Below are 23,843 nucleotides of genomic sequence, written 5' to 3'. Positions count from 1 at the left end.
GTTAATTTTTCCTGAACTCCTGAATAGCTATTGTTGGAAACATTTCCATGGAAATATTTTGAATTTCAATATATGTGTTTAGATTAATTGCTTCCTTGGTACCTTTTATTTATTGTTTCCAGTACCTTTTTATAATATTTTGTTTTGTTTGATTCATCAATAACAATAATCTCGACATCGTTTGCCTGAAGCAATTGCATCTTATCCTTAGAGATATTGTACCACTTTTTCGTAGTATAATACAACAATTTATTGCTGATAAAATTACTTTTTCGATAAAATTTGTTTCGCGCACGATAGGTTAAAAGCCACCAGATATCGATCTCCACAAAGTCCAGTGACAGTCCTAAAATGTGAATATCCGTTGTGAAAAATAGATCAATCCATGATTGTAAGTTTAGTTTTTTTTGCTGGCTCAATCTTTTGATCAGCGGTTCCTTATAAACTGTTTCGGAGGTGTAATTGGTGCCGTTCACCACATAGTCTCTCATTTTTTGAAGCTGCCCACAATAGTGCTCATAGCCTAGATTGATAGAAGTCGGATTGTTGCAGTCCCCATGGATATGCCAATAGGTTTTGTCCGCTGAATCATGTTTCCGGAAAACACTGTAAGTTGTTTCTTTGATCAGGCTTGAATTTACTGTGTCAGGAGATCCCTCCAGGCTAAATTCATAATTTGTCGTAATGATGTTGGCCGTAGGAGTAGCCCTGATCAGCTGGTGTATTTCATTCTGTTTGATTTGTGATACGCTGTCAGCAATATAAATTTTAAGCTCTTTTTCATGCAGATCTTTCTCTTTGATGGCATTTAAAAATATTTCCTCATATAACATGGGGAATGGTTTCTGTCCATTCTCCAATGAAGCGACATTATATTTTGTTTTGATATTGGCCAACAGATCACTCCAACTGATCCCCGGAGAGATGTTGTTGATGTCATTCCCGACAAATAAGCTGAATTTGTTCATGTTTAAATATGATCTACTTTAAAGTGGTCCCAATTTTTTCAGGGATACCGACTTCAGAGATGTTAGTTTTACTTCAAACAAAGATCATACAGCGCAGTATCGCTATTGGCAACGATCAGCATACTGTGAGGTGGTCCGTACTTCAGGAAGCAGGATCACAAAACATGATGCTCACTTCATACTAAGCTTTGTTTGTGGATTCTAAAATACAAATAAAAAGCCAAAGCAGCGTTGCTCGTTTCGTACCATAGCGACCGGATATGGGAGCTTCCTGAATTATTTCTTAAATTTATATGTACATAAAACCGAAGTTATGATGGTCAGATATGGTTTAATGATCTTGGCGCTGATTTTTTCAATGATAACCAAGGCACAGCAGCTCCATCCAGGATTTGATATTTTGGAATATCAGGAAATGTTGCGCATCAATGCGCATATTTATGGTATTGATTCGAATGGACGGTCACCTATTCCGGCACCTGAATCTTCCAGGCTGATATATCAAAGTCCAGAAGTAGGACTCAATAATCAATATGAATTGTGGATAAAGGATACACATACTGCCGTATTTTGTACGCGGGGGTCCATCGATAATAATGTAAGCTGGCTTGCAAATCTCTATGCAGCTATGGTTCCTGCAATTGGACAGCTGGAGATAGATACCAACTTTGTTGTTGATTATAAATTGTCAAATGACTCCAATGCGGCAGTACATGTAGGATATTTGATCAGCACAGCTTTTCTCTCCAGGGACATGCTGCCCAAAATAGATTCACTTTATAGGGCTGGCATAAAAGACATCCTGATCGTAGGGCACAGTCAGGGCGGAGGGATTAGCTACCTGTTGACTGCTTACTTTTATCAGCTGCAAGATGCCGGCAGTCTACCAAAAGACATTCGGTTTAAAACCTATTGTTCGGCAGCCCCAAAACCGGGGAATCTGTATTTTGCGTATGAATATGAACACCGAACTTTTGAATGGGCTTTTCAGGTCGTCAATCCCAGCGATTGGGTGCCCCAAGTGCCTTTTACAGTACAGAAACACCTGGATCTGCCCAGTAGAAATCCTATCATACCCATTGCTGCAACGATAAAAAAACAGGGGCTAAAGAAAAGAATAACCTTTAAAATGCTCAAAAACCCTTCAGAGAAAACCGTGTCAAATTATCAGAAAATACTGGGTAAACAAGTGTCAAAGATGGTCAGAGCCCATCTGCCTAACTTTAAGGAGCCGGAGTATTTTCCAAGCAATGATTATGTACGTACAGGTGCTCATATTATCTTAAAGCCAGATTCAGCCTACTTCAGCAGGTTTAATGAAAAAACAGATGATGGTATGATGCTGCACCATTCATTGCCTTCCTATTATCAGCTGGCACTGAAATTAAAACCGCAGCCTGCCAATTAGGAAAATGTCCTTTTTAACAGTAAGCTGCAGTTGTCAAGGTGACCGCGCTACGTATTGGACAGATCAAGCGATTCACAACAAAGAAAGGCTAGGTGAACCAATTTCCTAGCCTTCGCGGTATAACTCATCCTATGCTATAACGATCATATAACAATGGATCGGAGGAAAAGTTTCAGTTGCCTGGCTGAAACTTTAATATACGGCCGGTTTTGCCTATTTGTCTGTCTGATTTTACCATTTGTCAAGGGTAATCCGTGAGCGTTTTTATTTGATCGCACGGCAGTGAATACCATGAGATTTTCTGCGATAAAGCCATGTTCCACCATATGGTTTTTTTGTGTTTGTGTGATGCACGCAACCCATTAAACCTCTATTTTCGGTAGGCTCTCTATACCGCCGATATACATCTGAAACTTGGTTTTTTTTAGGTTTTATGACGATACATTTGTATTGAAACAAAGGTAGCTACAGCTATTCTATGGACATACCTGGCGTCCATGCCAAAGAATTAGGAGGTACTTTTTTTTAGTATAGAACCTTAGCAAAAAATTAAAACATAAAACAGTCGAACAAAATGGAAATTAGCGCACACAGATTAGTTGGTGTCTCCTATCAGGAGACCCCCAATAAGAAAGGGACGATCAGACCTATTTATATCATTATGCATTACGATGAAGCCTCCAACGCTACGAGTGCAATCAGCTGGATGCTGGATACAAAAAGTAATGTCTCGGCACATATCCATATCAGCAGGGAAGGGACGGTGACACAATTGGCCCCTTTTAACGCAAAATGCTGGCATGCTGGTATTAGCTTCTGGAAAGGATTGCGGGATCTCAATAAGTATAGTATTGGGATTGAACTGCAAAATAAAGGCACCGAATTCTATACTGAAAAACAGATTGAATCAGCTGTTGAAGTCTGTAAGACGATTATTGCACACTATCCAATCAAAGAAATCCTGGGCCATAGTGATATAGCCCCAGGGAGGAAGGAGGATCCAGGAACACGGTTTCCTTGGATGAAATTTAAGCCATTAACCAAAAGAGATGACAATGGAACTACTTGAGATCTTAGAAAAGCTGGTTGTTCCAATCGTTACAGCCATTGTGGGGTACCTGGTTGGGCGTCCCAAGCAGCAGGCCGAAGTGGAAGCAACCAATGTGGAAAATGCGGGAAAGGTAATGGACAAATGGGAAGCTTATGCAAATCGGTTGGAAAAAGATATCGAACAGCTGCGAACGATTATTGAAGATCTAAACGAAGGACTCCGTTTGGCCAACGATGAGCGCATGGCTTGTGCAAGAACACTTGCCGATTTACAAGCTAAATATGATGACCTCATGAAGCTTTACCATGCATTGCAGATTGAATTAAAAAAAGTTAAAAATGAAAAATATATGCCTATTGACCCTAACGCTGCTAATAGTTAGCAGCTGTGGTCTATTCAAAAAGACAGTCCGAACAAAAGAGTCGGCAGCTGTGGATGTACAATCAAGAACTACGCTCCGTTCAAGTTCTGATGTAAAGACGCAGCATCGCCAAACCCTGTCGTCACAGTCTATTTCTTTGATCAAGGGAGCAGATCGTTTACAAATAGAGGGCGACAAGATCCAGATCGCAGAGAACGGGACGATCCAGGTTGAAAAAGGCAAAGTGATCAGAAAATCCATACAGCGGTCCAATGCGATGAGTAACGTTGATCAAACCGTGTCCGATCAACGTCAACAGAAAGTTGAAAAGACAGGGCATGAAGAGCAAAAGCTGAAAGGACGTGAACAGCGCACAATGAAAATTAGCACGCCTACAAGCACTACTATTGTCTGTTTTCTGATTGGTTTAGCGTTATTGGCTTTTCTTTTGAAATGGCGGATAAACAGAAAAAGCTAATCAAATGTTTAGATTGGCCCATCCCCTGACAATTCAGGGGATGGGCCCGTCATTTATTTACTATTGAAACGTATTGTGAGCAGGTAATAATTTGCAGCTTGTTTGATGTCTTTCTTAAAATCACTGTACATATCAAATTGATTGCAGGCACAGATGATGGATTTTTGTAAGGCATCACTGTTTATTTTTAAGTAAGGGGCAAGTTCTTTGTAGATCGTGCTCTTGACCTTTGTCTTGAGATTGTCCAATTTTTCGGGCTGAAATATACGGAGGACGACAGCTATTGCTTTATAACGATGTTGAATATCTTTATAATTGATATATTCTCCCATAATCTGCTGAACAGGAATGCCCACAAATTCGCAATATGAATCGACGACTTTGCCGATCCTCGACAGGTCGGGTTCATATATCATATCAATTGATCTCAGTATTTCAGGGTGGTTTTCTTTTAGAAAACTCATTAGGAAAGAATAATATAATGTGTCCATCCGTTTTATGGTATTAGGCTTCTTCCCTGTGGTCACTGCACTTAAATTTTCAGGTTGTACTGTTAATTTTATCATTTCCTTTTTGCCTAAAATGTTCTCTCTTCTTTCTGTTTGAGCATGAACCATTGAATAGCTCGATGTGCCCATCTTTAGATCGCTTGTTATAAACTGTTCCATGTTGCGTACCGTTTAAATGTTCAAAGTATTTGTCTGTCGTGTCCTGCTTATTATCGCATACGGGATCTGTATTCTATTCTTTTGTTGTTAAACAAAATTAAACAAATTTGTTAATTGTGCAAATGAATTTTGCACTGTTTTCTCTTTTTAAAGTCTTTAATATATTTAATATTAAACTTATTTGTTTAACATTAATATACTTGTAATGAGGTTGTTATGTGTTTGTTTGTTTTATTTATTTGTTTAGGTTTTATAAGTTGTGTAACTTAGCCTCAGGATGTTATGATTTAGTGTAACATTTGTTAAATAATATAGATGAGATGGAGCATTATACAAATAACAATTTTGAACTTTTACGTTTGGAAATGGGCATTACCAACCGAGAATTTGCAAGACTATTGGGGGTTCGCGAGCAGGTTTATTCACGCATTAAAAAAGGAGAATATCCGATCGGCTTGACCATAAAAACCCGTATTCAAAATGCATTCCCAAACCTCCGCTATGATTGGTTGTTATATGGTGAGGGAGAACGGGAACAGCGGCAGACATTTTCCCAATCCGATGCTGTTGCCATGGTGAATGTTGGGAATGGTAAATCGATTGGCTATTTTTCAGATGATGTTAAATTTATCGATGAAAACAAGAACAATATATTTTTTGAAGTATCACCCGGGCGATATTTAATGCAGACCAAATTGGTGACCGAGAAAGCAAAGGCAGGCTATCTGTCGGGTTTTTCTGATGCCGAATACATGGATGATCTACCGGCACATTTTATCACTGTCAATGAATTTCATAAAGGGTCATATCGTTCTTTTGAGGTCAGTGGTGACAGTATGACGGATGGGACAGATGCCAGTATATTGGATGGGGATATCGTGACCGGACGTCTGATCAAACGCGAATTATGGTTATCAAAGTTTCATACCCATAAATATCGCTATTGGGTGGTGGTCCACAAATATGAAGGAGTGATTATTAAAGAGATCGCCCATCATGATGTGGCCAATGGTATACTCACCCTTCACTCACTCAATGCAGATAAAACAAAATACCCTGATTTTGATGTAAGTCTGGATGATGTGGATCAGATTTTCAATGTGGTGGATATTAGCCGCTCTCTTTAAATGATCAAGTTGTTATGCAAACAACTAAAATAAATAGTTTTAATGCTAATATTATTAGTTTTTATTACTATATTTGAGCATCATTTGAACGTCGATGAACATGGCTAATGTATCCGGTTCTCATGCACAGTATATATATAAGCATGAAACCAGCAAGGATACACAAGAATAGTAGTTGCTCATTATTCTTGCATGTTCATTGCGTTCAAGGATATTGGCCTACCTAGCTTTTCGATTTAAAAAATACAAGGTTAATAATGATGCATAACAACGCGATGAAGGAGCATATGGTCCTGATGTTGTTCCAGAATACCCAAGGTTTCTCAAAGCTGGTCCGCATCGTATGTATTGCTGCCTCAGAAGCTGTTGAAAGATCAAATTGGGCAAGTTGATTATTTAAGGGCACATTCTTAGCCCCCGTAATGATAAATACACCGATTGTATAGCTTATACAAGCACATAGGATGAGATAAAATCTAGGCGAGTGAATATCGTAATATAAGATCGATGAAGCGATAAGCAATATTAAGGCTCCCACAAAGCAACTATAGAATGTGGGATTGAGGATTTCCTTATTAATATGCTGCATGGCTAATAAGTATCCTTTATTATCCAGTTTGTGGAGGCCCAGGTTAACTGAAAAAGTATAGGCAAAGAAGAGACCCGATATTAACGCAGATGATATTGCTGCGGCAGCTAAAGTTATTTCCTGTAGTTTCAGCATGACGATAATTTAAAATTGTTTTATGTTGACATTTTGTTTGGATAAAGGTTGGCATAAATGAAAAATGATAATAGAACAAAAACGACAGTCTTTACCTTTTTTTGAATGAATGTGGCGTGAGGCCCGTAAAAGCCTTAAATACACGGATAAAATGTGACTGGTCCGAAAAGCCATTTTCAAAGACAATATCCGCAGTTCTTTCAAAGTCTTTTGTGGTCAATTGATTGAGGGAGGCTTGAAATTGGACTATTTTGGCAAACTGTTTCGCTGAAATGCCTGTTGCTTTAAGGAATCTCCTTTCGAAAGTCCGGATGTTTAATTTCTCTTTTTTCGCAAGTTCATTGATGGAAACAAGACCTTTATGGTCTATTATGCACTGGATTACCTGTCTTACTGAAAAGTCCAAATCATTTCTTTTCTGCTCAAAATAAGCTAAAAGCATATCGGATATCACCTGGACCTTATCTTGGGCCGTTGGTGCCGCCAGAAGTTTGCCCTGCAGATCATAGGCTTTTTTTCCCAGGCTATCCTCCAAATGATGGCAACCGTCGTTTATGCTTTCTGGAGCAATTCCCCAAAAGGCCCTGAGCACAAATGGATACAACTGAAAGATGATGAGCTGAAATGGCCCCCTTGCTTCAAGGGTAATGGGCCTGATCGTCTGACCGTACAAGAAAACCGCAGGCATTTTTTTATCATGTGGTGCAATAATTAAATCACCGTTAGCCTGCTGATACATCAGTCCGGGATATCCATCCGCAAAAAATGGTAACCGGACAGTATGCTCTTCATGGCTTTCGAAGACCAAAATAGCACGCACAAACAGGGCAATGGATTTAGGAGGAACAATATGCTGCGTTTCCATTGCTGTCAAATTAGTTTCCTATGTCTCTGGTTACAAGAGAATTTTTCAGGGAAGAAAAAATATATTGCCGTTCCTTAATTAAGCTTTTTGTCGTCATATATAGTGTTCATATTGAGTATATTATACAATATACTATTTAAATTTGACCTCTGTATATCCTAAAGCATGAAAGTAGCTAAGGCTGCCCCAAAAACAGTATAGTATAGGAGAAGCAGTGGTACGGCTATAATCCAATGGTTTCAACGAGCTCCTTTGCGGCGGCTCTTCCTGCCCGGTTGGCGCCGATTGTAGATGCCGAGGGGCCATAGCCGACCAGATGGATCCGTGGTTCTTTGGCCACCATGGTGGCGAGCCTGCCTGTCATCAGGATGCCGCCTTCCGGTTCTTTGGGAATAACAGCATCCAGATGCTGCAAAGCACTTTTAAATCCTGTATTCCAAAGGATCACATCGGCATTCTCTTCACTTCCGTCTTCCCATCGTACACCTGTACTGGTGATTTCACTGAACATCGGCCGCCGTTGGAGGACACCCCGTTTTTCCATATCCCGAATTTCAGCTGAATAGGGGAGGCCAGTCACAGAAACCACCGATTGTGGTGAAAGGCCTTGCCGTACACGCTCTTCGACCATGGCCACCGCATTATGTCCGGCCATATCGTCAAATGGTCCATCCCGAAAAAGTGGCGGGCGTCTTGTTACCCAGGTGGTGCTGGTTACCTTTGCTATCTGATCTAATAACTGGAGTGCTGAAATCCCACCACCGACGATGATAACATGTTTGTGCCGAAAGTAATCTGCTGTTTTAAAGTCTTTGGTATGGAGCTGCTCGCCGCGGAATGCTGCTGCTCCCGGATATAATGGAATATAGGGATTGCCCCAGGTACCTGTTGCATTGATGATGCCCAGGGCGGAAAATAAAGCGTCTGAGGTATCGATGTGAAAGCCATGTCCCTGCAGGTAGACTTTCTCCACTTTTGTGGGGCGATATACCTGCAGGCCAAATCTCTTCTCATATAGATCAAAATAATGCGGCACCGCAATATTAGCCTGTACTTCTGTTTCATCAGGCAGCAATGTTTCTTCAAATGACATTCCAGGAAGATCATGGATTTTATTGACGGTACTCAAGGTGAGTGAAGACCATCGAAATTGCCAGGCACCCCCGGGAGCGGGAGCCTCGTCAAGAATGATGAAATCCCGGCCAATCTCTAACCCTAACTTTTTGAGGTGATAAGCCGAAGAAAGTCCAGCCTGTCCAGCGCCGATAATAGCGATTTTTGTTTTGTAACGGATGTTTTTTACCATGAAAGTAATCAGTCTAGCGCCATCCCAATGCTGGGGCCACATGTTCTAATATAGCGGAGAGCACATGTATATTGTAATCCACTCCTAAGGTGTTTGGAATTGTCAATAAGAGGGTGTCAGCCTCCTGGATAGCCTCATCTTTGGCCAGCTCCTTAATGAGCTGATCAGGCTCGGCGGCATAACTTCGCCCAAAAATCGTACGTTTATCTGTTTCAATCATGCCGATTTTATCCACTCTGTCAGCCTCCTGCCCGAAATAATAGCGGTCTAAGTCGTCAACCAATGCAAAGATTGACCGGCTTACCGAAACTCTGGCTTCCCCCGGATGTCCCGCCTCTTTCCATGCTTGCCGATATAAACGGATCTGTTCTGCCTGCTGGATATGAAAGGGTTTGCCACTTTCATCATATTTCAGCGTGGAGCTTTGTAGGTGCATTCTATTCTGAGCAGCCCATATGGCCGTCGCATTCGATGCAGCACCCCACCAGATACGATCGCGTAAGCCTTCGGAATGAGGTTCTAATCTTAACAGTCCAGGTGGATTTGGAAACATCGGGTAGGGATTGGGATCTGCAAAGCCTACGCCCTTAAGCTTTTCCAGAAATTCCAGCGCCTTACGACGTCCCATGTCGGCGTCTGTTTCTCCTTCAGCAAGGTCATAACCAAAATAGCGCCAGCCATCTATTACCTGCTCTGGTGAGCCTCTGCTGATTCCAAGCTGTAACCGACCTTCAGAAATCAAGTCGGCGGCCCCAGCATCTTCCACCATATACAACGGGTTTTCATAACGCATGTCAATCACCCCAGTCCCTATCTCAATGGAGTTTGTCTTGGCCCCGATAGCAGCTAACAAAGGGAAAGGAGAGGCTAGCTGGCTGGCAAAATGATGTACCCGAAAATAAGCCCCATCTATACCCAGTTCTTCCGCGGCCACAGCCAGATCTATGGATTGAAGCAAGGTGTCGCGTGCTGTTTGTGTGCTATAAGCAGGATGTTTTGACCAATGTCCAAAAGATAAAAAACCTATTTTTTTCATAATCACAGTGGGATCTGATAACAATCAAATTTAATAAATGTTGCTGTTATTTGATCGATGTGGATTGTCCGTTAGATGTAAATAAAAGGTGTTCTTAATACAAGAATTACTTGTCAAATGGCAATATGAGACTCTTATAAAAAAAATAACTTTGTATATCTTTTTACTTTAAACAGAACAGGTTTATGATGTCAGCAGAAAAATTATGGAGACAGATCGCTTTTATCAAGGAGATTGATAAGGTAAAATATATTCAACGGAAAACGAAGCTTTTTAATAGCGACCGTTGTGAAAATGATGCAGAGCACAGCTGGCACCTGGCACTAATGGCCATGGTTTTGGCCGAACATGCTGACGCAGCAGTCGATATGTTTAAAGTTGTGAAGATGGTCTTGATACATGACATTGTTGAGATTGATGCAGGTGACACCTTTATTTACGATACCCAAAAGAACCACAGCAATACCGAAGAGGAACGGTTGGCTGCCAAGCGTATATTCGGCCTTTTACCAGCCGAGCAGGCGAAGGAATTCATCAGCATATGGGAAGAGTTTGAAGCGGGGGAGACCAATGAAGCAAAATTTGCAAAAGCCATGGACCGCCTGGAGCCCTTGCTGCAGAACAGTTCTAATCAGGGGGGTACCTGGAATGAACCCGGGGTCAATTACGAAAAAGTATATGCCAAAAAGAGCGTTATCGGCGAAGGGTCGACTGCCTTATGGAAATATGCTGAAAATTTGATCGATGAAGGCGTGAAAAAAGGGATACTGAAAAAACATTAACACAACGATGAACATCTTTTTCTCTATCTGTCCTTAACGCGTATACGTGGAGGAGCTCATGTTCTCAGGTAAAGGACAATATTGGGCCGCTTTCCCAAAAGTCTTTTTTAAAGATGAGGGGTTTGCTATATGGCATGAATTACATTGAAAGGAGAAAATAGGTAGTTTACCGATCAAAATTGTTGCTTCACCGAAAAAATATGGGAAGTTAATCGCGTGTTCCTGAAATTTGCTGTACTACATAATTCTAAACTTTCAAATTTATGGTGCACTTCATTAACGCCTTGATCATCGTACTGTTATTGGGGCTTTCAACACTTCTGGGCAAAGCGCAGACCAAAAATGCGAACGCAGACTTTGACCACATTATTTTAAATGCCTATCATCAAGATCAAGCAAACAGGTTGCCTGTTGAGAAGGTTTTCCAATCTTGGGCCAGTACCAAGCCAATCAAATAACATTAAAAGATCCTGGAGTAGTTGAATAAATCATTGAATTCTTTAATAAAGTAATGACGCAAATGCAATGAAAAGAGTTGAAATTTTTAAAACCAATGTGTATAGATCCAAAGATGCGCAACAGATTGTCGCTACTCTTGTTGGTCAATTCTCTTCCTATAAGATAAATTTTGATCTTGATGATGAAGAGCATATCCTCCGGATTGAATCTTCCCAGTTGGATATTGAAACAAGTCGGATTATAAAACAAATGTTTGAGTGGGGTTACCGGTGTGAACGAATAGAGTGATATTGATCAGAAGTGCTGATCTATGGCATTGATCAGGTTTGCCACTGGTGAATCATATGTTTAGTTAGTAACCATGTCGTGAGGCATGGCTTTTTTCGATGTGGTTTTTATATTTTCAACGGCTGAAAGGACCAAAATATGGTTTATTTTTTTTATCTTACTTAGATAGACTGTGCCTGATTAGTTTTGTGATCAAGAAAATAATTCATTGTATGCAAAAATTATTGAAGCTATCCTCTATTTTTTCAATTGTCATATTGTCATTATCCATGCTGACTGTGACTTCATGTGCTAAGTTTGCGCTCGATAATGAAGGCTTGATAGATCCCAGTTTAAAAAACTTAACGCTGCATACAGGTTTTACAGACAACATCATACCCATCCATGCCGATATTTGGACCGTTTCCTATGTTAGGGAAGCAACGACAGGCGAAATATTAAGAGATTCGACCGGTAAAGCCCTAAAGTTGGAGAATATTGGCGCTGTCCAGCTGGATAAAGGCTGGCTAAAGATGGAAAAGACCAACAAGAATGAGCTCAAGTTAACACTATTGGAAAATTTCAATAGTCGCCCCCGGAATTTTGTGATCGGGATACTCTCTGCTGATAAGAAGGAAGAAATAAGTTTCACACAAAACAGGGGAGAGGGGTATGAACTGTTGAAAAAAGAAGTTGAAGAAGTTAAAGGCAGCCGTAAGATAACTGTTAGTGCCGAAGGATGCGGTTCTATGGAACTCCGAAACAATTCCAATCGGGAGAAGAAAGTTGATATTACATCCATTTTTAAAGATGTAAAGTCCAGTTCCTTATTTGCCAGCAGTGATTATGGCGCTTTTGACTGGGTCAATCAGCAAGACAGCCTGGTGTCCATGGACGAACTGCTGGTTGATGGCGTAGTGCACTGGAGGGGTAGGGTACCCTATATCGCCGACCGGACCTTCGAAGAATATATTAAACCGGGAAGTAAGGAAGAGCTGCTGCTAAAGCCTCATACCACTATTCGGGTAAGGGGGCAAGTTAAATACCTGGAACGCACCTGCCGGTATACCTTCACGATTAAAAATAAAACCTCGGGCAATCGATTCGAGGTACAGGGCATATGGAAGCAAAAGATACCATTGAGTACCTGTACGGTTTTAGAATAATGTCGTTCTCTTTCAAAAAAGCGTAATTAATATTCTTGAAAATCAATAGTTTTTAAGAATAAAATCAATATTTTAGTGTAAAAGCCGAAAAGTTCACCCTGTTTTATTCGATGGAGAATCCGACTTTTGTTTTATTTTTTTAGAAAGAATGATGAATGAAACCCAGCACGACATCTTAAAGAGAAGTAAAGAAATTACAGCCAATTATTTTCAATTTTTAGATAAGCATATTGCCGATGTTGTTTCGGGCAAGGTGATTGAGTTTATGGAAATTAATCAGATTGCCAGTGAATTATTTCTCTCGCACACACATCTGACCGACACGATACAGCAAGAAACAGGGCATCACCCCTGTTATTATTACGACCTTAAGATTATTGAGCAGGCCAAACAAATGCTTACGGGCAGCGCGCGTTCCATTGCTGAGATTGCCAGGATCCTGACCTATGACCCCTCCAATTTCTCCAAGTTTTTCAAGAAATTTACCCGGCAGACCCCGGGGCAATTCCGGAAAGAACAGCAAAATAAAAGTTCCGAAAAGTTCACCATAAAATAAAGAAATTATCTGGCCATCTTTGTTGTATCAATTGTAAAACATTAAAATACAGATCAAATGGCAAGAAACGATTTAAAAGGAAAAGTGGTTTTGATTGCTGGAGGAGCAAAAAATTTAGGTGGCTTGCTAAGCCGTGATTTTGCTGCAAAAGGCGCAAAAGTAGTTATTCATTACAATAGCGACAGTACAAAAGCAGATGCCGAAAAAACCTTGGCTGATATTACAGCTGCGGGTGGAGAAGCGTTTTTGTTCCAGGCCGATTTAACAGAAGTAAAGAATATCAGCAGACTTTTTGATACGGCAATCGAAAAGTTTGGCGGCGTCGATATCGCAATCAATACAGTGGGCAAAGTGTTGAAAAAACCTTTTTCTGATACTACAGAAGCAGAGTACGACAGCATGAGCGACATCAACTCCAAAGTAGCGTATTTTTTTATTCAGGAAGCTGGGAAAAAATTGAACGATAATGGTAAGATCAATACGATTGTCACTTCATTATTAGCGGCATTTACAGGGTATTATTCCACTTATGCCGGTGCTAAAGCCCCTGTGGAGCATTTTACCAGGGCTGCTTCCAAAGAATTTGGTGCCCGGGGTATTTCTGTTACCGCGGTGGCTCCAGGGCCAATGGATACACCATTCTTTTATGGTCAGGAAAGTGATGATGCTGTAGCTTATCATAAACAGGCTTCTGACCTTGGTGGACTGACGGATATTAAAGATATTGCCCCGCTTGTCGAATTTTTGGTAACCGATGGTTGGTGGATCACCGGGCAGACCATTTTTGCAAATGGTGGTTATACAACCAGGTAATGAAAGCATTTTCATTGACATAAAAGGCAGATAATGTAATTATCTGCCTTTTATGTCAAAAGGGCCTGATGTTAATCAGACCCTTTATCTTAGCGTTTATGCTGTACAGTAATCTTTATGTTTCCTATTGTTTCCTCTTTTTTGTTTCGTCATCCAATGTTTTTTACGACATTGGATTTTTACTGTACTACGCCATTTTTATGTTGTATCCTTTTCAAGAAAAGGAAGCTTGTAGCGCTTTTATATAATAAGAACAGTTGCTGGTTTAAAATAGTTTTAGAAAAAAACATTTTTTTTAAAACGAGTACCCTTTACTTAAATTTTGCTTTCAAAGTGATAGCTTCCCGAGCCGATTTCCTTTGTGGCATCCGGCAGTACGACTTTGGCTCTTGTATTTGCCGGTATGCTGACATCAAGCTTCAGCCATCCGTCTTCCAGTACCCAGGCCGATTTCACCGTGCCATAGGCCGTTTCCAGTTCAGCCGTAGCGTGTGTTATTTTACCCCCTGGTTTGGGAGCGATGAGGATAGACTTATAGCCCGGCTGGTCTACTGTGGAGTTGATCCCGGCAATTGTTCTGTACATCCAGTCACCTATGGCACCATAAGCATAATGGTTATAAGAGTTCATATCCGGAGTTTGAAAAGAACCATCCGGTTTAATGCCGTCCCATCTTTCCCAAATCGTCGTGGCCCCCATTTTTACAGGATAAAGCCAGGAGGGGTAGCTCTCCTGGAGCAAGAGATCATACGCCACATCATTATGCCCAAATCTGGTCAGTACATGACATAAATAAGGGGTCCCTAAAAAGCCCGTAGTCAGGTGGTTGCCGTAGTCCCGGATATTGGCCACCAGACGGTCGGCACAGGAAGCCCGAAGTTCTTCCGGCAACATATCAAACTGTAGTGCCAGAACGTATGCTGTCTGCGTTCCGGAGACCAGTCGCCCTGTTGCTGTCATATACTCCTTTACAAATGCGGCTTTGATCTCGGCAAGCAGTGCGGTGTACCGGGATACATCCTCTTGTTTGCCCAGTACCTTGGCCGCATTGATCAGCAGCTGTGTCGAGTGGGCATAGAAGGTCTGTGCAATCAGGTATTTATCGGTCACAGCAGCCCGGCCGTCATTGTCATCATTTGGGCGGTAAAAGAGCCAGTCACCAAAATGGAACCCCGTATTCCAAAGATTCTTTGTCGCTACAGCAGAAATATAGTCCACCCATTTCTGCATGCTTTCATACTGTGTTTCCAGGATCCGACGGTCGCCATAAGCAACATACATATCCCAGGGAATAATGGTAGCCACATCTGCCCAGCCCGCAGATGCACCATCATTGGGCCCCAACACATTGGGGATCACATGTGGTATGGCACCATTCGGTTTCTGATCTGCTTTGACATCTTTCAGCCATTTGGTAAAGAACCCTATTACATCCATGTTATAGGCTGCTGTATTGGCAAAAGCCTGTGCGTCCCCAGTCCAGCCGAGGCGCTCATCACGTTGTGGGCAATCGGTCGGCACATCCAGAAAATTTCCTTTCTGGCCCCATTGGATATTATGTTGCAGCTGGTTCAGCAAGGTGTTTGATGTGTTGAATTTACCTGTGGGTTGCATGTCTGAATATATCGCCACGGCGGTAAGATCCTCAGGCTTCAGTTCGCCAGGATACCCTTCCACCTTTACATACCGGAATCCCTGGAATGTAAAATGAGGTTCAAAAATCTGTTCGGTATTGCCCTTTAAGATATAGGTATTCTGTGCTTTTGCCGACCGTAGGTTGACCGTATAAAAGTTACCTTCTTTTGTCAGTACTTCAGCATGGCTCAACCTGATTTTGGTTCCGGCGCTACCCTTGGCTTTGAGCATCACCCAACCGACTAGGTTCTGTCCAAAATCCACCACTGTTTCTCCTGCTGGAGTTTTAAATATCCGGTGTGCCTTAAACTCTTCATGCTTTTTTACTGGTGGACCGCTCATGGCAACGAGCTTCTCCGGGCCTTTCTCCATGGTGTCAACGCTGGTCCATCGGCTGTCCGCCCTGAATCCCGTATTGTCCCAGCCTGCAATTTCCATTCGGGCATCATAAATCTCACCATCGTAAATATCCGAGGCCATGATCGGACCATAAGCATATGTCCAGCTCCTGTCCGTCTGTATAGTTTCCCTGCTGCCATCCGTATATTCTACCTCCAGTTGTAACAGCAGCCCCCGTGTATCACCATAAAAATTATGTTGGTTTCCAAAACCTATTCTACCTTTATACCAACCATTTCCCAGGCTTACGCCAACCACATTTGCGCCCTTTTTGAGCGTAGAGGTAATATCATATACCTGATATTGCAGATGATCCTTGTAGCTGGTCCATCCAGGGGCAAAATATGTGTCGCTGACCCGTTTACCATTGATTCTAGCCTCATATAGACCCTTTGCAGTGATGTAAGCCAGCGCCGATCTAACCTTTTTTTGCAGGGAGAACTCTTTTCTGAACAAGGGGCTTCTGGTCGAGCTGTCTTTTCCGGATACCTTGATCCATTGGGCGGTCCAGTCGGCCGGATGCATTCCCATACGGAAGAAGCCTGGTACTGACCAAGCCGATTTGTTACCGTGATTATCCTTCACCCTGACCTGCCAAAAGTATTTTGTTCTTGCCTGCAGCTCAGGTCCAGCATATTCGATCAACACCGACTGATCTCCATTCATCGCCTCTTTCCAGACAAGGTCTTTGTCTTTAAGCATGGAAGTGCTATCTGTGCCCACCCTGATTTCATAGGAAGACTGTGCCGTATTTTTTACCGCTGAGATTATTTTCCAGCTGAAGCGAGGTTTAGCTGTTTCAAGCGCCAGTGGATTTTTGAGGTGCTCTACTTTGAGATCGTGTACGCTTAGTTTTTGGGCAAAGACCGACAAGTTTGTGGTGGATAGAAGCCCAAATACTGCCAGTCCAGACAGCAACTTCTTAATGTAGGGTTTCATAATTGATTTATAATGAGTTATCTGTGTATGCTAAGCAATATTCTATTATCCACAATTAATTTGACATGAGCATCATGTACTATCCTGCTCTTTGTGCTCCCTTAGCGGTACGTTCTTACTTTTCTTGCCCTAAGAAAAAGAATTCAGGGTAGAAAAGTGCTTAATTTTATTCCATAGAAAATGAAGCGGTGAGGGTGGAGGGCCGGCCTGATGTTATGGAGTGCCCCAAAAAGTTAGACACTTTCTGGGGGCATTTTTATGTTTCCTCTTTTATGCTTCGTCATCCAACGCTTGTGACATTTGGATTTTCACTGCACTACGCCAATTTTTTATGCTATATCCTTTCCGATGAATGGGCTTCACCCTTATGTCGACGGCAGATCAGTTGAATACGATTTGCTCTCCCTGGGTGGTTTCCATGTCCATATACCAGAAACCATCACGCTCATAGCTTTTATGTTTTTTATCGGTTTTCAGCCTTTTTCTGCTTCTGACCGTACAAGGGCCACCAGCAATAGATGTCAGTACAAGCTGCTCAACCGCGTGATTTTTCCAGGTCAGGTTGACCTCAAAATTGCCTCGTGCTTTAATTCCTGTAATGTGGCCATCCTTCCATGCTTTAGGCAGGGCAGGTAGCAGGTCAATGACACCACTATAACTCTGCATCAGTAGTTCGGTCATACCAGCCGTAGCGCCAAAGTTGCCATCAATCTGGAAAGGAGGATGCGCGTCAAACAGATTGGGATATGTGCCACCGCCGCCAGCGCTCTTGATCGACTTGTCGGCCGGATTGATGTAATTGAATGCTTTCTGCAAAATACGGTATGCACGGTCACCGTTCCGGAGTCGGGCCCACCAGTTGATTTTCCAGGCCATGCTCCATCCTGTGCTCACATCACCGCGGTGGTCTAAGGTCACCGCTGAAGCCTTCGCCAACGCTGGTGTCAGCAAGGGATCGATCTGGCTTCCCGGAAACAATCCAAAAAGCTGCGATATATGCCGATGGGTATCTTTGGGGTCATCCACATCTTCCAGCCATTCCTGGATCTGACCATATCGACCGATCTGATAAGGATACATTTTTGTCAGCTTATTCTGAACGATCGAGCGGAAGGCTGCATCTACGTCCAAGACCTCCGATGCTTTGATGACATCCAAAAATAGTTCCCGGGCGATTGCAAGATCCATGGCGGTTCCTTTACCGATAGCATAGCGTCCTCCCTGGTATGAAAAATGATTCTCAGGCGAAGAAGAAGGAGCTGTTACCAAGAAGCCTGTCTCGGGATCTTCAACCAGCCAATGCAGCAAAAACTGTGCAGCGCCCTTCAGTAATGGATAAGCTTTTTGCCGTAAAAAAACCGTATCCTGGCTGTACTGATAATGTTCCCAGAGATGTGTGCTCAGCCAGGCACCCCCCATCTGCCAGCAGAATGCCTGCGGAAAATAAGTTTTATCCTGGTCGAAATGCCCCGCGGGGGAGGTCTTGGCCCATAGGTCTGCGTTATGATGGGCCATCCAACCTTCCTGGATACCATAATTGATCTTAGCGGTCTGGGCACCATTTTCCGCCAGCTCATTGATAAAGGAGAGCAGAGGTTCATGGCATTCGGACAGGTTGGTGTTTTCTGCCAGCCAGTAGTTCATCTCCGTATTGATATTGATGGTATAGTTGCTTCCCCAAGGAGGTTGGATGTGATCATTCCAAATGCCCTGTAGGTTTGCCGGCCGGCTTCCAGGACGTGAACTGGCGATCAATAAATAGCGACCGAACTGATAATACAGTTCCTGCAAACCCAGGTCATCCCCATGCTTCATGGAATATTTTAGACGCTGATCCGTAGGCAGCTGTGCGTAATCAGCTCCAGAGTCAAGTTTAATCTTCACCCTGTCAAACAGATTGCTGTAATCCTTAAGATGTTCATCCTTTAGTTTCTCAAAGCCTTTTCGCATGGCTGCTTTAAGGTGAGCGTTTGCGATCTTCTGAGCATCAATGGCACCGGTTCCCGGCTGCAGGTTGAAGGCCGTGAAATTGGTCGATTCCGCAAGGTAAAGTGTCACTTCATTGGCATTGCGGATTTCAAGGGTACTATCCTGAGTGATTACTTGTCCACCCTTTAAGTCCATGCCCAGCTGAACGTCAAAGCGGATACCTTTATCGTTATAGACGATTTGGTCGGGAAAATAATCCCTGGCGGCAACCTCAAATGGCGCTTGTCCCGTCATGGTTAATCCCTTTGCCGATGCTTTAGTAAGGTGTCGGAGTTTGCTGTCCAATTTAAGACGGACATTCAATTTACCTTTTTTATCAGCTTTAAGCTGGATCACGAGCACCTTGGCCGGATGATTGATAAATGCCGTGCGCTGATACCGGGTTCCGTCGCTTTGAAATTCCACTGTCGAGATAGCCTCTTTCAAGTCCAGTGTCCGTTTATAATCACTGACGGTACTGTCCAGGTCAAATGTTAAGTGCAGATCTCCTAAAGGGAGGTATCGGGCCGAATAAGGACCTTGCATTTTGCGCCAGATATCCTCCGCATTTTTATATTCTTTTTTGAATATGGCCTGTCGCAACAAGGGGAGGAGCTCGGCCGCTTTCGGGTTATTTCCCTGGTCAGGGCCGCCGGACCATAACGTATGATCGTTCAGCTGGAAACGCTCTTGATTGATGCCGCCGAATACCATGGCTCCAGTGCGTCCATTACCCAAGGGAAGTGCTTCCTCCCATATCCGGGCAGGTTGTTTGTACCAGAGCTTTAACGCATGAGTGACCCCCTCTTGTGAAAAAGATAAGGGTATATACCATAAAATGCAGATCAAGTAAACAAAGAAGCCGGCAGTATATTTGTGGAAATTCATCATTTAGTAATCTTGGTCATAAGCCTCAATAATACTTAAAAAAGTCGTTTTTATAAAGCGAAATAGTACAGCATCTTCGAAAACGATTGCGTGAAAGACAATTTTTTATAGCATCAAAAAGTGGGGTAATGTATTGATGTAGACTTGCACTAAGAAAAAGCGATTGGATCAACCATTTACCGTTATCAGGAGCAGTAATCTGCTATTTTGATGAATAATTCGTTGATCTGTTCCCGATGCTTTTGCCTGACCGTTTCAATTTCCAAGGTTCCGCCGAGTATAAGCATTTCCTTTCGTTCAAAGCGTTTCCCTAAGCGGTCATCAAGCATCACCGTTTGCATGCTCTGTGCAATGCCTGTTTCGTTTAAAAAATCATTGGGATGTCCTGCAGTGCAAATAGTGATTCCATATTTTACCATTTTCATTTTAGGTAAGCCTGGCTTTTGTCCATAAGCATACCCTACAGCATAAACCCTGTCAAACCAACCTTTCATTATGGCTGGACAGTCGCTCCACCAGACAGGATATAGAAAAATAATACAATCCGTATTTTCTATCTTTTTATGTTCTTCAGCCACATCCTGTGGAATCGGCAGTGCTGTGTCAGCGAATCCTTCCCTTTCATACTCTTCTGCTGTCATATTACTTTGAAAGTTGTTTGCATATAGATCCGAAACTTCAATATGCCAATTTTTATTTATGGCTATCTCTTCCAGCTGTTTAAGTATCTGGAAAGTATAAGACTTTTTACTGGGGTGACTGTATACAATTAAAATATTCATCCTAAATCATTATTGTTGCTCATTTTCTGCCGTGCCAAAAAGCTCCTGCCCACATTTGGGCTATACCACACTTTTATCCTCATCAAGTCGTCGAATAAATTTATGAAAATTTATGGTCAGGGAACCCCTTATTATTATATTTACCACGGAATTTCTTCTATGATTTGTGCCGAGAGCCAGTGAACGGGATTGTCGGCTATTTTTATCTGCTGCTTCTGGGTATTGGATTCGTGCTTTTAACCATCATTAAATCTATCGATACATTTTTGGTGGTTGAATATTACAAGTTACCAAGCTTATTGAACCACGACGTACTACGGTCCATTAGGATACTCACCAACAACAATAGTTTCTATATGATCCTTCTGGTGGCGTTTGTAGTTCCAATCGTTGAAGAAACAATGTTCAGGCTATGGTTGTCTTTAGAGGCGCGGCATATAGCCATATCCTTTTCTGCTATCTTGACCTATCTTCTTTTTGGTTTTAAGGATTTATTTAAGCTGAATGTCATGAGCTTGGTCATCCTTTTATCTTTTATTGTGATCAACTTGTTGATTTATTGGGTGCTGAAAGGTAGGGACATAGCACAGTATCTGAATCGATTCATTACCATTAAATTGCTGGGATCCATCAGTGCTATTTCATTTGGTCTTGTACATATTGCTAATTTTGCCCCCTTAAATACAAGTATTTGGTTTCTCTATCCCATCTATGTCCTTCCACAGATGCTGCTGGGATACCTGACCGTACAGCTACGGTTAAAGTATGGTTTTATATATGCCGTAGGGCTACATGTATTGACAAATTTAGTATCTGTTCTGATGAAATTATAATAGTAAGCTGCTTGCATCTTCATTGTCTCCAGCATGTTTCAGATGATTTACCGTTATAATTTTATCAAATCACAGATCGACCTGTCCCTTAAAAAATAAGGGCTGAATTTTAATTCACCTATTTATCGCCATAATGTCGCATAAATTAAAATTAATTCATTATATTGTTAAATAATTATAGACCCTGACGGATGGGCCATCCGTTGGATTTGAAAAGTTCTGATATAAAAATAAACTGATTATGATAAAGAATCTGAATAGAGATAAAGCGATAAAGATCTTAGTCGTACTGGCTATGGTTTCGTTGATTGCAATGTTTGCAGGGAATATGCTTGGCAAATTTATCTATTACATATTGCATTAATCGTAAATCCGTTACTTACGATCTGGCCGGTATTGGGCCGCCCGTACTCACTATTTTGAAAAGTAAACCAGGTTTAGATTATGGAAAGAAAAAAACTGTTAAAATTACTGATGATACTTATCGTTGTGATATGCTGTATCAGTATATTATTAAATAGCGCCGATTTTGTTCAAGGAATTAAAGATGGCTTTCATGACGCAGCAAGATAAAACCGTATAACAATAATTAACGTTAATCTATATAAATGAAAAAGCAGCTGATCCTACAATTGTTATTTTTTTTCGTGGTTTCTAGCGGATTTGCCCAGGAAAACTCCATGTTGTGGAAAATTGCCGGGAATGGCCTCAAGCAAGATTCTTACCTGTTCGGTACCGTACATATGCTGTGCCCAGATGATTTTGAGATCAAGCAGAAATGCCTTGATGCCCTGGACAAAAGCCAAAAAGTGGTTTTTGAGGTGGACCTTTCCAATCCGGACAATGCCCAGAAACTACAAGCCTACAGTGCACCGGATACTGCATTTATAAAGACATTCTCAGACCGTGAAGTCCAAAAAATGGATAGTGTATTAACTGCGGAACATCTTTCCATTAAGCTTTTGGATTATGTGTCACCCGTTGCGGTGGTCTCTTTATTTACGATGAAAGGGTTCAACTGTGCTGATCCCACAAAGATGAAGTCCTATGAAATGGAACTGTCGGCCATCGCAACTGCCAGAGGGAAGGCTATCGGGGAGCTCGAAACGATCGATCTGCAATTTGCATTGCTGAAAGACATCATTACCCCCAAGCTGTTCATGGAATCGGTCTATCAGCTGAATAAATATCCAGCGTTGACCGCAAAAATGGTGGCAGCCTATAAAACAGAAAATCTGGGTGAGTTGACCGCCCTGATTCAGGATCCTACCTGGATGACTGACGAACAAAAAGAAAAACTGCTGAATGAGCGGAACGAGAACTGGACGGCTATCATACCCAAGATGATCAAAGATCAATCTTGTTTTATCGCTGTTGGTGCAGGGCACCTCGCCGGGGATAAAGGGCTGATTACCCTGCTTCGTAAAAATGGCTATACCGTTACTGCCGTTCAATGATTATGAACCCACAATATATATACTGGGGAGCCACACCATAAGAGGTGGCTATTTTATGTGACGAGAAACCAGTACTGATCAAGTTTGCTCGGGGAGGTTTGGCCGGAAATAAAATTTGTATTATTTTTAGGAAGCATCATTTTATATGATAAATCATTTATTATAAACACCATATGGATATAGCATCAATTCCTGGTTACCACAAAGAAGAGCGGTTTATTGATCTGTATAAAGCCAATGTCTTTGCACTGTTTCTATTTATTCCGGTTATTCTACTATATACTTTACCGTTTTACCTGATTTGGGGCCGACAGGATGGGCCATTTGTTTTTATGATCGATATGCTAGAAATTACCTCCATCACTTCGGTCCTGATAGGCATACTGGTGGTGATCCTTGGTATCATTGCGCATGAACTGATCCATGGGATCACCTGGGTCTGTTACACCAAGAAGGGGTTTAAATCAATCAAGTTTGGTGTCTTGATGAAAATGCTAACACCCTATTGCCACTGTAAGGAGCCACTTCTTGTCCGTCAATATATTATCGGCGCATTGATGCCTTTCATTATATTAGGGCTTATCCCTGCCATTTATGCCTGGTACAGCGGAAATGTGAATATCCTGTTGTTTGCCATTTTTTTTACCGTTTCCGCAGCCGGAGATTTTATGATCGTTCAACTCATATGGCGTGAAGACATGCGAAATTTGGTTCTCGACCACCCCTCAGAAGCAGGATGTTTTATCTATAAAAAAGATGAATAAGCCTGGTTTCCTGCTGTGTTGGTTCAAAATCCATGACCTGATGGTTTTGGGACCTTCACTATAGAAACCGCACCTATAAACTAAAAAAAGAATTATGTCGAATATATGAAGAATTTTATTTAATTTTATCAATTATATTATAA

General features: G+C 41.9%; 23 protein-coding genes. 14 read left to right on the top strand and 9 right to left on the bottom strand.

The annotated features are described in order from the left end of the window. Positions 1-83: 83 nt before the first annotated feature. On the bottom strand, positions 84-968 hold the full coding sequence (locus HX021_RS09185; protein ID WP_286589899.1) for a hypothetical protein: 885 nt from the start codon (positions 966-968) through the stop codon (positions 84-86). A 313-nt stretch (positions 969-1,281) separates the two neighbouring features. On the opposite strand from HX021_RS09185, the gene HX021_RS09180 reads away from it, so the two are divergent. The 4 genes from HX021_RS09180 (at position 1,282) to HX021_RS09165 (ending at position 4,266) form a co-directional block, all read left to right on the top strand. Beyond that, a complete protein-coding gene (locus HX021_RS09180; protein WP_286589898.1) occupies positions 1,282-2,376 on the top strand; it encodes a lipase family protein in 1,095 nt (364 codons plus the stop codon). A 574-nt stretch (positions 2,377-2,950) separates the two neighbouring features. Beyond that, on the top strand, positions 2,951-3,445 hold the full coding sequence (locus HX021_RS09175) for an N-acetylmuramoyl-L-alanine amidase (RefSeq protein ID WP_286589897.1): 495 nt from the start codon (positions 2,951-2,953) through the stop codon (positions 3,443-3,445). Beyond that, on the top strand, positions 3,432-3,809 hold the full coding sequence (locus HX021_RS09170; RefSeq protein ID WP_286589896.1) for a hypothetical protein: 378 nt from the start codon (positions 3,432-3,434) through the stop codon (positions 3,807-3,809). Before HX021_RS09175 ends, HX021_RS09170 begins: the two co-directional genes overlap by 14 nt. Next, entirely contained in the window at positions 3,766-4,266 is a 501-nt protein-coding gene (locus HX021_RS09165) for a hypothetical protein (protein WP_286589895.1), read from the top strand. Before HX021_RS09170 ends, HX021_RS09165 begins: the two co-directional genes overlap by 44 nt. 53 nt (positions 4,267-4,319) lie before the next feature. Here the strand turns inward: HX021_RS09165 and HX021_RS09160 are convergent, their stop codons facing one another. After that, complete coding sequence (locus tag HX021_RS09160; RefSeq protein ID WP_286589894.1) at positions 4,320-4,934, bottom strand: hypothetical protein; 615 nt, start codon at positions 4,932-4,934, stop codon at positions 4,320-4,322. Positions 4,935-5,254: 320 nt separating this feature from the next. Here HX021_RS09160 and HX021_RS09155 point away from each other — a divergent pair, with 320 nt between their 5' ends. Continuing rightward, entirely contained in the window at positions 5,255-6,061 is an 807-nt protein-coding gene (locus HX021_RS09155) for a helix-turn-helix domain-containing protein (RefSeq protein WP_286589893.1), read from the top strand. 223 nt (positions 6,062-6,284) lie between these two features. Here HX021_RS09155 and HX021_RS09150 read toward each other — a convergent pair whose 3' ends face one another. The 4 genes from HX021_RS09150 to HX021_RS09135 all read right to left on the bottom strand — a co-directional run bounded on the left by HX021_RS09150 (position 6,285) and on the right by HX021_RS09135 (position 9,992). Further along, entirely contained in the window at positions 6,285-6,785 is a 501-nt protein-coding gene (locus HX021_RS09150; RefSeq protein ID WP_286589892.1) for an anthrone oxygenase family protein, read from the bottom strand. A gap of 91 nt (positions 6,786-6,876) precedes the next feature. Beyond that, positions 6,877-7,650, bottom strand: coding sequence for an AraC family transcriptional regulator (locus HX021_RS09145; RefSeq protein WP_286589891.1), 774 nt, complete (start codon positions 7,648-7,650; stop codon positions 6,877-6,879). 223 nt (positions 7,651-7,873) lie between these two features. Continuing rightward, positions 7,874-8,956 carry an NAD(P)-binding domain-containing protein gene (locus HX021_RS09140; protein ID WP_286589890.1) on the bottom strand — a complete coding sequence of 361 codons (1,083 nt, stop codon included), beginning with the start codon at positions 8,954-8,956 and terminating at the stop codon, positions 7,874-7,876. Between the two features lie 13 nt (positions 8,957-8,969). Further along, positions 8,970-9,992, bottom strand: coding sequence for an LLM class flavin-dependent oxidoreductase (locus tag HX021_RS09135; protein WP_286589889.1), 1,023 nt, complete (start codon positions 9,990-9,992; stop codon positions 8,970-8,972). A gap of 185 nt (positions 9,993-10,177) precedes the next feature. Between HX021_RS09135 and HX021_RS09130 the strand changes: the two genes are divergently transcribed. From HX021_RS09130 to HX021_RS09105, 6 genes are all read left to right on the top strand, one after another. Next, the gene (locus HX021_RS09130; RefSeq protein ID WP_286589888.1) at positions 10,178-10,774 is read left to right on the top strand and encodes an HD domain-containing protein; all 597 of its coding nucleotides are present in this window, start codon (positions 10,178-10,180) and stop codon (positions 10,772-10,774) included. A gap of 263 nt (positions 10,775-11,037) precedes the next feature. Continuing rightward, a complete protein-coding gene (locus HX021_RS09125; RefSeq protein ID WP_286589887.1) occupies positions 11,038-11,232 on the top strand; it encodes a hypothetical protein in 195 nt (64 codons plus the stop codon). A 67-nt stretch (positions 11,233-11,299) separates the two neighbouring features. Continuing rightward, entirely contained in the window at positions 11,300-11,521 is a 222-nt protein-coding gene (locus tag HX021_RS09120; protein WP_286589886.1) for a methyltransferase type 11, read from the top strand. 212 nt (positions 11,522-11,733) lie between these two features. Further along, positions 11,734-12,666 (top strand): hypothetical protein, encoded by a 933-nt coding sequence (locus tag HX021_RS09115; RefSeq protein WP_286589885.1) that lies wholly within the window; start codon positions 11,734-11,736, stop codon positions 12,664-12,666. A gap of 148 nt (positions 12,667-12,814) precedes the next feature. Then, positions 12,815-13,222 carry a helix-turn-helix domain-containing protein gene (locus tag HX021_RS09110; protein WP_286589884.1) on the top strand — a complete coding sequence of 136 codons (408 nt, stop codon included), beginning with the start codon at positions 12,815-12,817 and terminating at the stop codon, positions 13,220-13,222. A gap of 57 nt (positions 13,223-13,279) precedes the next feature. Then, the gene (locus tag HX021_RS09105; RefSeq protein ID WP_286589883.1) at positions 13,280-14,035 is read left to right on the top strand and encodes an SDR family oxidoreductase; all 756 of its coding nucleotides are present in this window, start codon (positions 13,280-13,282) and stop codon (positions 14,033-14,035) included. Positions 14,036-14,350: 315 nt separating this feature from the next. On the opposite strand, the gene HX021_RS09100 is transcribed toward HX021_RS09105, so the two are convergent. The 3 genes from HX021_RS09100 to HX021_RS09090 all read right to left on the bottom strand — a co-directional run bounded on the left by HX021_RS09100 (position 14,351) and on the right by HX021_RS09090 (position 20,646). Next, positions 14,351-17,008: a family 78 glycoside hydrolase catalytic domain gene (locus HX021_RS09100; protein WP_286589882.1), complete on the bottom strand. Its 2,658-nt coding sequence runs from the start codon at positions 17,006-17,008 to the stop codon at positions 14,351-14,353. 381 nt (positions 17,009-17,389) lie between these two features. Continuing rightward, positions 17,390-19,867, bottom strand: a complete 2,478-nt coding sequence (locus HX021_RS09095; protein WP_286589881.1) for a glycoside hydrolase family 95 protein — start codon at positions 19,865-19,867, stop codon at positions 17,390-17,392. Between the two features lie 182 nt (positions 19,868-20,049). After that, positions 20,050-20,646 carry an NAD(P)H-dependent oxidoreductase gene (locus HX021_RS09090; RefSeq protein WP_286589880.1) on the bottom strand — a complete coding sequence of 199 codons (597 nt, stop codon included), beginning with the start codon at positions 20,644-20,646 and terminating at the stop codon, positions 20,050-20,052. A gap of 179 nt (positions 20,647-20,825) precedes the next feature. On the opposite strand from HX021_RS09090, the gene HX021_RS09085 reads away from it, so the two are divergent. The 3 genes from HX021_RS09085 to HX021_RS09075 all read left to right on the top strand — a co-directional run bounded on the left by HX021_RS09085 (position 20,826) and on the right by HX021_RS09075 (position 23,700). After that, positions 20,826-21,479: a CPBP family glutamic-type intramembrane protease gene (locus HX021_RS09085; RefSeq protein WP_286589879.1), complete on the top strand. Its 654-nt coding sequence runs from the start codon at positions 20,826-20,828 to the stop codon at positions 21,477-21,479. A 608-nt stretch (positions 21,480-22,087) separates the two neighbouring features. After that, the gene (locus tag HX021_RS09080) at positions 22,088-22,936 is read left to right on the top strand and encodes a TraB/GumN family protein (RefSeq protein ID WP_286589878.1); all 849 of its coding nucleotides are present in this window, start codon (positions 22,088-22,090) and stop codon (positions 22,934-22,936) included. A gap of 173 nt (positions 22,937-23,109) precedes the next feature. Next, a complete protein-coding gene (locus HX021_RS09075; RefSeq protein WP_286589876.1) occupies positions 23,110-23,700 on the top strand; it encodes a DUF3267 domain-containing protein in 591 nt (196 codons plus the stop codon). The last annotated feature ends 143 nt before the right edge of the window (positions 23,701-23,843 follow it).

The organism is Sphingobacterium sp. N143, from assembly GCF_030325625.1.
Lineage (GTDB): Bacteria > Bacteroidota > Bacteroidia > Sphingobacteriales > Sphingobacteriaceae > Sphingobacterium.
This window is presented reverse-complemented; position numbering and strand designations above follow the sequence as displayed.